This window comes from Pseudarthrobacter sp. KH_020_B, assembly GCF_057840185.1.
This window is the reverse complement of sequence record NZ_CM174506.1, coordinates 103,443-115,611: the sequence shown is the minus strand read 5'-3', so window position 1 is coordinate 115,611 and position 12,169 is coordinate 103,443. Positions and strand designations below refer to the sequence as shown.

Genomic DNA, 12,169 nt, shown 5'->3' with positions numbered 1-12,169 from the left:
ATGGGGTGGGACTAGAGGAACGAGCCGATGCTGACACCGGCGTCGCCGAGAGCGGACTTCACTGCGGTGGCCATTGCTACTGCCCCCGGTGAGTCACCATGCACGCAGATGCTTTCTGCGCGGATTTTGCGGGTGGACCCGTCGATTGTGCGGACGGCGGATTCCGTGGCCATCCGCAGGACATGTTCCGCCACTTGTTCTGGATCCTCAAGGACTGCGCCCGGTTGGGAGCGCGGGACGAGCGTACCGTCCGGGTTGTAGGCCCGGTCCGCGAACGCTTCCGTGACGGCCCGGAGGCCGGCTTCTTCTGCAAGCCGCAGGACTTCCGAGCCCGGGAGGCCGAGGATCGGCAGGTTGGGGTCAACCGATTTCACGGCGTCGACGACGGCCTGGGCCTGCGCGGTATGCGTCACGATGGCGTTGTACAGTCCGCCGTGCGGCTTCACGTAGCGGACCTTCGTTCCCTCGGCAGCGGCCAAAGCCTGCAGGGCGCCGATCTGGTACACCACATCGTCGGCCAGTTCCGTGGGGCTGATGTCAATAAAACGGCGGCCGAACCCGGCGAGGTCGCGGTAGCCGACGTGGGCACCGATGACAACGCCTGCAGCAGCTGCTTTTTTGCAGGTGTAGCGGATGACACTGGGATCGCCGGCGTGGAATCCGCAGGCCACGTTCGCGCTCGAAACCGAGCCGAACATCGCCAGGTCATCGCCGAGGCTCCAGCGTCCGAACGATTCGCCGACGTCGCTGTTCAGGTCAATCGTTGCCATTTGTGATTCCCGTCTCATGGAGTGGTCCTACTAGGATGCACTAAATTTACAGATTGTTCAACGATCCTTCGATTCGACAATGTGACGATCGTGTAAATTCTCGAGTATGGCCTCTTCAGACCCGCTCTTCTCCTCATCCCGCGTTCCTTTGAATGGCACCGCGGCCCGGACCGCTGCCGGCCGCCTGCGCGTGGCGGTTCCGTCCGTGGCGGAACGGGTGGCGGATGATCTCCGCCAGCAGCTGGCGGAAGGGGCACTGCTCCCGGGAACGCGGCTCACCGAATCCACCATCGCCGAGGATTTGGGCGTCTCCCGCAACACGGTGCGCGAGGCCTTCGTTGAACTTGCCAGCGAACGCCTGGTGGTCCGCCATCCCAACCGCGGCGTCTTTGTGGCAAGCCTGGAGGCGGGGGACGTCCACGACGTCTATACGGTCCGCCGTGCCATCGAGGTCAGCGCCCTGCGCGCCGGAGGCAGCCCGGAGGATGTGGCCGCCGTCAGGGCCGCCGTCGACGAAGGAAAGCGCGCCGCGGCAACCGGCGACGACGAAGCCCTGGGCACCGCCAACCAGCACTTCCACGGCGCCATTGTGGCCATGGCCGGAAGCCCTCGGCTGAACAGCATCATGGGCCAGGTCCTGGCCGAGATGCGCCTGTTCTTCCACAAAGCCACCGTGGACGCGCAGTTTTACCAGCACTACCTGCCGGACAACGAGGCGATCTGCCTGGCCCTGGAAGCCGGGGAACTGGACCGTGCGGCTGACCTTCTCCTGGCGTATCTGGACCGCTCCGAGGACAACCTCAGTGAAGTCCATGGGGAAACCGGAACAGACTGAGCCGGTAGGGTGAAGTGATGAAACGCCGCCTTGCCGCCCTGTCCGCCGTCCCCCTACTTCTCTTTATTGCCGGCTGTGGCTCAGTCCAGGAAGTCGCCGAAAACGCCGCGAACGACGCCGCCTCGAAGGTGGCCACCGCAGCCGCCGACGAGGTCCGGAAGCAGGTCTGCACCGTAGTTGAGGACGGCCTGGTCAGCGTCTCGGACAAGGCCCTGCTGGGCGGACTCGTGTCCGCTGCGGACGCCGCCGGCGTGCCTGCCGAAATTACGACGCCGCTGGGCCAGATCGCCGAGGCCGGAGACCAGGTGCCGGCCGGGTCAGTCACGGCGCTGAAGGATGCGTGCGCGGCTTAGGCTTCGCTGGCCAGCCGCGCAGCGTGCGGCTGGCCGCTCGCTGGCGGCAGCCTTGCGTGATGTCAAGAAATGGCAGGTTCCAAGCGTTCAGATCGACAGTACCCGGTAGCCAGCGTGGCGTTGAAAGTGTCCAACCGCGCGTTCCCTTCCGGTGGGGCGCGCCAGAACCAAGTGGATGAAACACCCGAGGAACGGGCTATACGCATTGAAGACCTGGCGCGTGTATGGATTCCGGACGTGAGTCGTTGTGCCCGTGAAATATCCCGGGGTTAAGCCCTCGGCGGTGACCCCACCTTCGGGAATGATGAATGTGCGCCGGAACACCGACAGGGCTTCGTCACGCTTCTCTTCCAGTTCATATGATTGTGAAGCCCCAACTCCCTGCCAGGACAATCACTAGGTGGGGCTGGGGCGACGTCGTCCGCCCCAGCACTGGGTCATATCGTCTAGTACTGGGGTGCCCCCAGACGTCCCAACCTCGCACTTCGGGTCGCGACACCTAGCGCAAAGCGGACCAGGTAGTCGTTGAGCTGAATCGACGCCTGTTGGGCGGTCTCGGAGTCGCGGGTCAAAATAGACCGTAAGAGCTGCAAATGCAGGTTTTTACCCGATCGGACCTCTTCAGCGGGGTCGATGACATGCGCCAGCCAAAACCGCCGGGACAGGCCCTGCAGCGGTGTCATCGCGTCGGCCAGATACTCATTGTGCGCTGCCTCGCATAATATGCCGTGCGTCTCGCGTACCGCCCGAACGTAATCTTCCAACTCGGTGATGTCTTCGAGCTCTTCGCTGAGCGCCTGGATGCCGGCAAGCTGCCCTGCCGTTGCCCTTTCGCAGGCCAAAGCCACAGCAAGAGCCTCCATTGCCCGCCGCACTTCCAGCCGCCGCAGCTGTTCATCCACAGAGTTTGAGGGGATTTCGATCCCGCGACCGGGCCTGATGCGGACCAGGTGATCACGGTCCAGGCGCTGGACGGCTTCCCGCAACGGCGTCCGTCCCAGTCCCACCTCCTCGACGAGGCCAACCTCTGTGAGAAAGGTCCCCGGCTCCAGCCGCCCCGTTTCAATCATCTCGGCGAGTAACAGATACGCCTCGTCAGCCTTAGTCATTCCACTTCCCTTCGAGTACAGGCTACACAATAGATGGCCGCATACCCTTGATATATTCTGCGTATATGCTTTACGCTGAGCATGTCGCAGTGATCCCCACCACATGGAGAATGTCGTGAAGTACAACCCAGCAACCGAGCCCAGCCCCTTGCCCTACTCGCCATTTAAGAGCTGCACCGTCCCCCGCCCCATCGGCTGGCTGTCTGTTGCGCGTCGCAGTGTTTGGCGGTGGGGGCGTCTCTGGCGATGACGATGCAGGTTTTTCCGGTGGTGTCTTGATTTAGTGCCGTCGGCGGCGTCAGGCTGACGATGTCCGGATAAGGCGAACGGCCGGTGTGGGAGTTTCGAAGCACCACGCCGGCCGTTCTGACGCGTAAAGGCCGCGCCGATGCTCACGGTAAGTCATGAGGCTGTCTCTGTCGAGTCGGATCTGGCTGGCGGGCGGTTGGCCTGTCCGGGGTGCAGGGGCAGGCTGCGGCCGTGGGGCTGGGCACGGGAACGACTGATCCGGCACGGCACCGGCACGGACCTGGCCCTGGTGCGCGGGCGTCCGCGCCGGGGGCGATGCGCGGATTGTTCGGCCACGCATGTGCTGTTGGGCGTGGATCTGGCGGCCCGGCGGGCCGATACGGCCGAAGTGATCGCCTCCGCCATCGAGGCCAAGGCTGTCAGCGGGGCAGGGCACCGGGTGATCGCGGCGCGGCTGGGCCGACCGGCGTCCACGGTGCGCGGCTGGCTGCGCGCATTCGCCGCTTCCGCCGGCCCGATCGCCGAAGTGTTCACCGCCCTTTCCCACCGTGACGGCGCGGACGCGGCCGGACTCTGGCCCGCGGCCGCCCCGGCACCGGCCGGCCGGGCGCTGGCTGCGGTGGCGGCGTATGCGGGCGTGCTCGCGGCCCGGTTTTCCGTCGCCACCGTGGCGTGGCAAACGGCAGGGCTCGCCGTTGCGGGTCCGTTCTTCTTCAGCGCCGGCCGATGGCAGGACCGGGAGCAACACGAGCTGGCCCTTATGCCTGGTTCCCCGGGCGGCAAGGGTGGGAGGAGCGCCGGCTGATCCTGCCGGGGCCATCGTTTCCTGACCTCTTGAAAAGGACAATGACCCATGACGGAATCCGAGCCGCAGCGCGGTCCCCTGGCCCGCAAGGACCGGGCGGAAAAGATCGCGTTGTTCCGCTATCAGCTCATCCGCGATGCCGCGGACACGTCGCTGACTTCCCGCCAGCGCGGGCCCATGGTCCGTGCCCTGGCCGCCGCAGAGCACACCGGCCCGTCCGGGCAGGCCGTGCGCTACTCCCGCGAGACCCTGGACCGGTGGATCAGCGCCTGGCAGCGCGAGGGATTCGACGGACTCAAGCCGCGGGAAAGGGCCGCCGGCCCGGTGACCCCGGAGACCGTGCTGTCACTGGCAGCGACGCTGAAGCTGGAGCGTCCGCACCGCACCGCGGCCCAGGTGCGGCGGATCATGACCGAGACCCTCGGCGACGCGCCGTCCGAGTCGACACTGCTGCGCCACTTCCGCACCCTGGAGATCCCCACCGGCACGCCCGCGCAGGCCACCGGCCGGTTCGAAGCAACCCGGCCGAACGAGATCTGGGTCGGTGACGGGCTCCACGGGCCCCGGATCGGAGGCCGGAAAACCTACCTGTTCGCGTTCCTGGACGACCACTCCCGCCTGGTCACCGCGGCCCGCTGGGCGTTCGCCGAAGACGCCGTCCGGCTCTCGGCCGCGCTGCGCCCGGCCCTGCAGACCCACGGAATCCCCGACGCGGCCTATGTCGATTATGCCGACCTTCGCGTTATGCCGATGTTTTCTCGTTGTCCCTGTTCAGCGGGGTGAGATTTCGGGAATTGTCGGCATAATCGCGAGGTCTGCGCGATCCTTCTTGCATCGATATCCGGATGAAGGAGGAAGTCATGGCCATGCCTGCAACCAAGGTCAGCAAGGTCCGAATGACGGGGCCGTTGGCCCCGTTCGCGTCTGCTTTCAGATCCAAGTTGAAGGACCTGGGCTACACGCCGTTAACGATCGCCAGTGAACTGAGGATGGTGGCCGACTGGAGCCGCTGGCTTCAGGAACGGTCAATGACAGCTGTGGATGTGACGGGCGGGTGCGTCCGCCAGTTCGTCGCGGCCAGACACTTCGCGGGGCGCATTTCGCCGTATCCGCCCCGCGTTTTCAACACCATGATCGAGGTCCTCGTTGAACAAGGCGTGGTCCAGGCCGAGATCGAGGCGCCTGTGCCGGGATCGCCGATCGATGTGCTCCTGTCCTCGTTCGAGAAGTTCCTGCTCTCCGAGCGGGGACTGGCCCAGTGCACGGCGGCCGCCTACGTGCTGCGGGCCCGCCGATTCCTAGCCCAGCAGACGCCAGCGGGCGCCCTGGCCGATCTGAGGACCAAGGATGTGACCGATGCCGTGCGCACCGAAGCCGCGAAGGTCTCGGTCGGTTCCACCCAGTTCTTCGTAGTGGCCGTGCGCTCGTTCCTGCGCTTTTGTTTCACCGAAGGACTGGTCTCCACCGACCTCTCGGGAGCTGCCCTTGCCATTACCGGACGCCGCCGTTCACCGTTGGCTGCGGGAATCAGCGCCGCGGATGCCCGAAGGCTCCTGGATTCCTGTGACCGGCGGGAAAACGAGGGCCGGCGGGACTATGCCATCCTGGTCATCCTCCTCCGCCTGGGCCTGCGGGCCAGTGAGGTCGCCGCGCTGAGCCTCGAGGACATCGACTGGCGCGCGGGGCTGGTCGTGGTCCATGGAAAGGGCCGCCGTGATGACCGGCTCCCGATCCCCGTTGATGTGGGCCAGGCGATTACCTGCTATCTCCGGCGGGGACGCCCGCGAACCTCTCATCGGGCGGTCTTCCTGCGATCGTTGGCGCCCGTTGAGGCCCTGGGCCGGGGCGGGATCTCGTTGGTTGTGCGCCGAGCCTGCCACCGGGCCGGACTCGCCCCGGTCGGTTCACACCGTCTGCGCCATACCCTGGCCTGTGAGATGGTCAACTCCGGCGTTCCCCTGCCCGAGATCGCCCAGGTGCTCCGGCATGGGAGCCTGACGAGCACCGCCCTCTACGCCCGTCTGGATATTGATGGGCTCCGGGCCCTGGCCCGGCCATGGCCGGGAGGTGAACGGTGATGGGAGAGCTCCTCGGCCATGCCAATGACTACCTCAGACTCCGGCGGGATCTGGGCTACAAGCTCAGGCAGGAAGGCTATGACCTGCCCCGGTTCGTGGCCTTCCTCGAGGCGTCCGGCGCCACCGTGTTAACGAGCGAGTTGGCCATTGCCTGGGCGCGGGACTGCCAGGGCGTCCAGCCCATCACCTGGGCCCACCGGCTCGGCTCTGTCCGCGGGTTCGCTCGCTACTTGAAAAGCATCGACCCTGCAACGGAAATCCCGCCACTGGATGTGTTCGGTGCCCGCCAGCAACGGCCCACCCCATACCTTTGGTCAGCCGAGGAGATTGGTGCCCTGCTGGACGGGGCGGGGCAGCTCCGCCCGGAACTGCGGGCCGTTACGCACGAAACCCTGTTCGGTCTCATTGCCGTGACGGGGATACGGCTCGGGGAAGCGCTCGGGCTCAACCGCGAGGACGTCAACCTCAGCACCGGCGTGCTCACGATCAGGCATGCCAAATTCGAATGGGCAAGGCTGGTTCCGCTGCATCCGAGCACCACGGCAGCTCTGGCCTCCTACGCCCAACGCCGGGACAGGCTCTGCCCCACGCCCCGGACCGCGGCATTCTTCCTCACGCCGGCGGGAACCGGTCTGAGCACAAGCAGCGTTGAGCACACCTTCAACGACATCATGACCGGGATCGGGCTGCGTACCGCCACCGTGAAGCCACGCATCCACGATCTAAGGCACAGTTTCGCCGTCCAAACCCTGATCGATTGGCACCGGGCCGGAGCCGATGTTGGCGCCGGCATGGCTGTTTTGTCGACCTATCTCGGCCATGTCAGCCCAGCGGGGACCTACTGGTACCTCTCAGCCGCCCCGGAACTGATGGTGTTGGCCGCCGAACGGCTGGACCGACGATTCGGGGCGCGGTCATGACCGCGCTGGCCCCCACCCTGCAGGCCTTCTTCACCGACCGGCTCCTTGGCCAGCGTGGCGCCAGCCCCCACACCATTGATGCCTACCGAACGAGCTTCCGGCTCCTGCTCCGCTACGCCAGCGATAAGCTACATAAACCACCCAGCGGACTCGATATCGGCGACCTCGACGCCCCTCTCGTGGCCGCCTTCCTGACCCATCTGGAAGCGGACCGGCACAACAGCGTGCGGACCCGCAACAACCGGTTGGCCGCCATCCATTCGCTCTTCACCTATGCGGCCCTGCGGCACCCGGAGCACGCAGCCTCAATCCAACGTGTGCTCGCTATCGGGCCCAAACGCTTCGACCGGAACCTGGTGACCTTCCTCAACGAAGCCGAGGTCGACGCACTCCTGGACTCGTGCAGCAAGGACACCTGGACCGGGCGGCGCGACCACGCCATGATCCTGCTGGCCATCCAGACCGGGTTGCGGATCTCGGAACTCGCCGGGCTCACCTGCGCCGATGCGTCTCTGGGTGCCGGGGCGAACATCCACTGCATCGGGAAGGGACGGAAAGAGCGGCGCACCCCGCTCGTGCCCTCCACCGTTAGTGTTCTTCGGGCGTGGCTGCGTGAACGCGGAGGGTCGCCTGCGGATCCGCTCTTCCCCGCAAGCACCGGCAGGAAACTCAGCCGTGACGCCATCGAACATCGGATCACCCGTTACGCCGCCACGGCAGGAACAACTTGCCTATCGATGAGGACGAAGCACGTGAGCGCCCACACCCTGCGCCATACGGCGGCCATGCGGCTTCTCCTCGCCGGGGTGGACGTCACGGTCATAGCGCTCTGGCTGGGCCACTCGCAAGTCTCCTCGACCAACGCCTACCTGCACGCGGACATGTCGCAAAAGGAACGAGCCATCGCCCGCGTCACGCCAGCGGACACCGCCCCGGGCCGCTATCGTCCTCCGGACCCGATCCTGGCCTTCCTCGAGGCCCTCTGATTATGCCGACAAATCCGCCCCTCTCACCTCGCTGAACAGGGACAACGAGAAAACGTTGGCATAACGCGAAGGTCGGCATAATCGACATTGTGCCGACGTCGGCACAATGTCGACAACGGGTCTGCCTTTGTCGACGCGTCACTGGCGAGGATCTGCGCCCGGCTGGGCATGAAGCTGATCCATTCCCGGCCTTACCGGCCCCAGGGCAGGGGCAAGATCGAGCGCTTCTTCAACACCGTGAGCTCCCAGTTCCTCTCCGAGATCACCGTGATCGACGCCCCGGTCCAGACGAAAGTTCCGGGCACCGGCCCGGTCGGGAACCCCGGAGAGGATCCCGACGGGACCGCGATCACCTCGTTGGCGGAGCTGAACGCCTTATTCATCTCCTGGGTGCAGATGGTCTACCACCGCACCGTTCACTCCACCACCGGAATGACGCCGCTGGCCCGCTGGGACGCGGGCTGGGAAAACCGGCGCCCGGACCGCCGGGATCCGGACGTGATCGCCGAAGCGTTCCGCTGGTCCGTGACCCGCAAGGTCACCAAGACCGCGACGGTGTCCCTGCAGGGCAACACCTACCAGGTCGACCCCATGCTCGCCGGCACCCGCATCGAGCTGGTCTATGACCCGTTCGATCTGACCGGCCCGGTCGCGGTGACCGCCGCCGGCGGGATCCCTGCCGGGGAAGCGGTCCTGCTCGAGATCCGCCGACACGTCCACCCCAAAGCCGTCAACGCCGCCAAAGACGCCGACACCGGCGCGAGGAACGCAGGCTCCGGGATCGACTACCTGCGCCTGGTCGAAACCCGCCACAAAACCACCCTGACCGGCGCCCCGATCAGCTTCGAGAAAATGGCCGCCGGCGTCGGCGCGACCGGAACCAATGGAGGACCCCAATGAGCATCTCAAACCTGCAATCCCACTACGGCTTCACAGCCATGCCCTTCGGCCGCTCCATCCCGGTCCAGGCACTGCACCCCCACCCCGGGCACCGCGAGGCGGTCGCCCGGATCCAATGGTGCGTCGCCCAGCGCCAGATGGGCGTGGTCACCGGCGAGGTCGGCGCCGGCAAGACCGTCGCCGTCAGAGCAGCCCTGGCACAACTCGAAGCATCCCGCCACCAGGTCATCTACATCGCGGACCCCACGATCGGCATGCGCGGCATCCAGTCCCAGATCGTCACCGCCCTGGGCGGGCAGCCAGCGTTCTACTCCGGAGTCCTCGCGCACCAGACCGCGTCCCTGCTCGCCGGGGAACTGGACGAACGCGCCCGCCTGCCCGTGGTCGTGATCGACGAGGCGCACCTGCTCGGCAACACCGAGCTGGAGTCCCTGCGGATGCTCACCAATACCGGGATGGACACCGGCTCGCACTTCGCGCTGCTGCTCGTCGGCCAGCCCACCCTGCGCCGCCGGCTCAAACTCGCGGTCCTGGCCGCCCTGGACCAAAGGATCTCCACCAGGTTCGCGATCAACGGCATGGACCTGGCCGAGACCGCGGACTACATCCGCCACCACCTCAAATTCGCCGGCAGATCCGACACCCTGTTCTCCGACGACGCCGTCGCCGCGATCCACCAGGCATCACGCGGCTACCCGCGGGCGGTCAACAACCTCGCCGTTTCCGCCCTGATCGCGACCTATGCCGGCAACAAGGCCATCGTGGACCTCTCCGCCACGCAGTCCGCGATCACCGAGAACAGCGAGTAAAACCCGCCGTCACCAATGACGGCCACCACGTCAGGCCGACGACGAACGCCCCGCCGGAAACAGCCCGCGGGGCGTTTTCGTGCACGGCCCATCGTCACAAAAACCGACGCCGCCATCGTCAAATAACGCGACGCCTAACAGCTGTCCAGCGTGAGCACCAGCGGCGTGGAAAACATCGCCCCTTACAGCCAGTGGCAGAACCTGACCTTCGACCCGCCGATGGTGATGTTCTCCGCGAACCAGTACCCTGACGGGCGCAGGAAGGACACGGTCATCAACGCCGAGTCCACTGGCTGGTTCGTCTGGAACATGGCCACTTACCCGCTGCGCGAAGCGGTGAACAAGAGCGCCATGGCGTTGGGGCCGGAGGAAAGTGAGTTTGAGCATCTGGGACTCACGCGCGCCTACGCTGAGAACTTCCCGGTACCGATGGTGCAGGAAAGTCCGGTCAAGTTCGAATGCAAGTACCATTCCACTCACCGCATTCCCGGGGCTTCTGCAGTGGGGACTGTGGACATCATCTTCGCGACCGTAGAGACAGTGCATATCGATGACGAAGTCATCACCGTCGATGGGCGGCTGGACATCAAGAAGATCGAACCCATCGCGCGACTTGGCTACTTCGATTACACCGTGGTGCGTGAGACATTTGAAATGCGGGTACCTGGCGCCGACGAAGACGCCCAGATGGGTCTGGAAGGACGAGCAGCATGAGCAACCACAACGCAGCCCAAACCACGACGACGGCACCAGCGAAAAATAACGCAGCCGACAAGAGCAAGAGGATCCGGGACCTCATCGCAGTAAACTTCGGCAACACCCTGGAATGGTACGACTGGACCATCTACTCGATCTTCGCCCCCTACTTCGCCGTCCAGTTCTTCAAGCCGGATAACCCAACGTCCGCGCTCCTCTCGACCCTGGCCGTCTTCGCCGTAGGGTTCGTCACCCGCCCGCTGGGCGGCTTCCTGTTCGGGGCTTATGCGGACAGGGCGGGCCGCCGCAAGAGCCTCACCGTCGCCATGATGCTCACAGCCTTCGGCAGTATTGCCATCGCCATTGCGCCAACTTACGGCTCTGTCGGCGTCCTGGCATCGGTACTCCTTCTCACCGCCCGCCTGCTGCAGGGCCTGGCACACGGCGGCGAAATGGGCACCTCAGTCACCTACCTGGTCGAACGCGCCCCCCACGGCCGCCGCGCACTCTTCGGCAGCACATCCTGGGTCAGCGTCGTCCTCGGAACCATCCTCGCCACCGTTACCGGCCTCATCCTGACATCCAGCCTTCCCTCCGAGGACATGAAAGCCTGGGGATGGCGCATCGCCTTCGGCATCGGCGGCGTCCTCGGCCTTTACGCCCTCTACCTCCGGCGGCGCCTCACTGAAACCGACGCATTCGAACAAGCCACACACACGGACGAACCCCAGACTGCTGCCGCCGAACATCACCCCACCCAACACGTCTCCGCCCTTCCTGCAAAACGAGGGCTGCTGCATTACTGGCGGTCAGTGCTGATCGTGTTCGGCCTGTCGGCCGGCGGTTCGGTGATGTTCTACACGTGGCTGATCTTCATGCCCACGTATGCCCAACTTCATTTCAAGCAGGATCCATCCAGCACGCTGGTGGCCAGCCTGATCGCGCAGGTCTTCTTCCTCGGAGCCGTCCTGGGCGCAGGGTGGCTGGGCGACCGCATCGGACGCAAGCCCATGGTCATCGCCTTCGGAGTCGCATTTGTCCTCCTGACCATCCCGATCTACAACCTGGTGGACGGAACCTTCGGAACCTTGCTCGTGGCCATGCTCGCCGCACTGACAGCATTGGCGCTGCTGTTCGGCGTCAACGGCGCAGTCTGGGCAGAAGTATTTCCCACTAGAGTCCGGGCAGCAGGCGTAGCCGGGCCCCTGTCCTTCGCCACCGCAATTTTCGGCGGAACTGCTCCCTACGTGAATGCCGCGCTGGGACAGGCTGGGCACCAGGACTGGTTCCTCTTCTACCTGGTGGCAGTTGCCGGGATAACGCTCGTCACCGGCATACTCATGCGCGAGACCAAGAACAACAGCCTCGTCCACGGGGCCTAACAACCTCAACTGGTCCGCTTACGAGCATGCAAAAAGGGGACGTGATCCTGACGGATCACGTCCCCTTTTTGCATGTTCAGGCGGTCCAGCCCGGGAGTCGCTCTTCAGTCAGCAGCCGTGGATGGACTCCGCGTACTGTCGTAGGCGGGCGGGCCTGCGCTGACGCGTTGCCCGTCTTGTGTCGCAGGTAGCCGCGCCGAATCGCTGATTCTGACCATCAGCAGGAATCGACCAGCATCTGTAGCGGGAAAACCCCTTCAAACTCCTGGCAATGGGC

13 protein-coding genes and 1 pseudogene are annotated in these 12,169 nt (G+C 65.3%); 12 read left to right on the top strand and 2 right to left on the bottom strand.

What is annotated here, in order from left to right:
• Positions 1-11 precede the first annotated feature (11 nt).
• Positions 12-770, bottom strand: a complete 759-nt coding sequence (locus tag AC3IT0_RS00530; RefSeq protein WP_489321896.1) for a LamB/YcsF family protein — start codon at positions 768-770, stop codon at positions 12-14.
• Positions 771-876: 106 nt separating this feature from the next.
• On the opposite strand from AC3IT0_RS00530, the gene AC3IT0_RS00525 reads away from it, so the two are divergent.
• Positions 877-1,605, top strand: a complete 729-nt coding sequence (locus AC3IT0_RS00525) for a GntR family transcriptional regulator (RefSeq protein WP_489321895.1) — start codon at positions 877-879, stop codon at positions 1,603-1,605.
• Positions 1,606-1,622: 17 nt separating this feature from the next.
• Positions 1,623-1,958 (top strand): hypothetical protein, encoded by a 336-nt coding sequence (locus tag AC3IT0_RS00520; RefSeq protein ID WP_489321894.1) that lies wholly within the window; start codon positions 1,623-1,625, stop codon positions 1,956-1,958.
• A gap of 446 nt (positions 1,959-2,404) precedes the next feature.
• Here AC3IT0_RS00520 and AC3IT0_RS00515 read toward each other — a convergent pair whose 3' ends face one another.
• On the bottom strand, positions 2,405-3,067 hold the full coding sequence (locus AC3IT0_RS00515; protein ID WP_489321893.1) for a GntR family transcriptional regulator: 663 nt from the start codon (positions 3,065-3,067) through the stop codon (positions 2,405-2,407).
• 103 nt (positions 3,068-3,170) lie between these two features.
• On the opposite strand from AC3IT0_RS00515, the pseudogene AC3IT0_RS00510 reads away from it, so the two are divergent.
• From AC3IT0_RS00510 to AC3IT0_RS00465, 10 genes and pseudogenes are all read left to right on the top strand, one after another.
• Positions 3,171-3,272 (top strand): annotated as a pseudogene (locus AC3IT0_RS00510) (flavin reductase family protein); the annotation flags it as partial.
• 384 nt (positions 3,273-3,656) lie between these two features.
• The gene (locus AC3IT0_RS00505) at positions 3,657-4,121 is read left to right on the top strand and encodes a hypothetical protein (protein WP_489321642.1); all 465 of its coding nucleotides are present in this window, start codon (positions 3,657-3,659) and stop codon (positions 4,119-4,121) included.
• A 48-nt stretch (positions 4,122-4,169) separates the two neighbouring features.
• A complete protein-coding gene (locus tag AC3IT0_RS00500) occupies positions 4,170-4,904 on the top strand; it encodes a DDE-type integrase/transposase/recombinase (RefSeq protein ID WP_489321641.1) in 735 nt (244 codons plus the stop codon).
• A 77-nt stretch (positions 4,905-4,981) separates the two neighbouring features.
• The gene (locus AC3IT0_RS00495) at positions 4,982-6,199 is read left to right on the top strand and encodes a site-specific integrase (protein WP_489321640.1); all 1,218 of its coding nucleotides are present in this window, start codon (positions 4,982-4,984) and stop codon (positions 6,197-6,199) included.
• Complete coding sequence (locus AC3IT0_RS00490; RefSeq protein ID WP_489321639.1) at positions 6,199-7,119, top strand: tyrosine-type recombinase/integrase; 921 nt, start codon at positions 6,199-6,201, stop codon at positions 7,117-7,119. The genes AC3IT0_RS00495 and AC3IT0_RS00490 overlap by 1 nt, the downstream gene beginning before the upstream one ends.
• Positions 7,116-8,105, top strand: a complete 990-nt coding sequence (locus AC3IT0_RS00485; RefSeq protein WP_489321638.1) for a tyrosine-type recombinase/integrase — start codon at positions 7,116-7,118, stop codon at positions 8,103-8,105. The genes AC3IT0_RS00490 and AC3IT0_RS00485 overlap by 4 nt, the downstream gene beginning before the upstream one ends.
• A gap of 87 nt (positions 8,106-8,192) precedes the next feature.
• Positions 8,193-9,005, top strand: coding sequence for a Mu transposase C-terminal domain-containing protein (locus AC3IT0_RS00480; RefSeq protein WP_489321892.1), 813 nt, complete (start codon positions 8,193-8,195; stop codon positions 9,003-9,005).
• Positions 9,002-9,814 carry an ExeA family protein gene (locus tag AC3IT0_RS00475; protein ID WP_489321636.1) on the top strand — a complete coding sequence of 271 codons (813 nt, stop codon included), beginning with the start codon at positions 9,002-9,004 and terminating at the stop codon, positions 9,812-9,814. Before AC3IT0_RS00480 ends, AC3IT0_RS00475 begins: the two co-directional genes overlap by 4 nt.
• Positions 9,815-9,964: 150 nt before the next feature.
• Complete coding sequence (locus AC3IT0_RS00470; protein ID WP_489321891.1) at positions 9,965-10,528, top strand: flavin reductase family protein; 564 nt, start codon at positions 9,965-9,967, stop codon at positions 10,526-10,528.
• Positions 10,525-11,892, top strand: a complete 1,368-nt coding sequence (locus tag AC3IT0_RS00465; RefSeq protein WP_489321890.1) for an MFS transporter — start codon at positions 10,525-10,527, stop codon at positions 11,890-11,892. The genes AC3IT0_RS00470 and AC3IT0_RS00465 overlap by 4 nt, the downstream gene beginning before the upstream one ends.
• Positions 11,893-12,169: the final 277 nt, after the last annotated feature.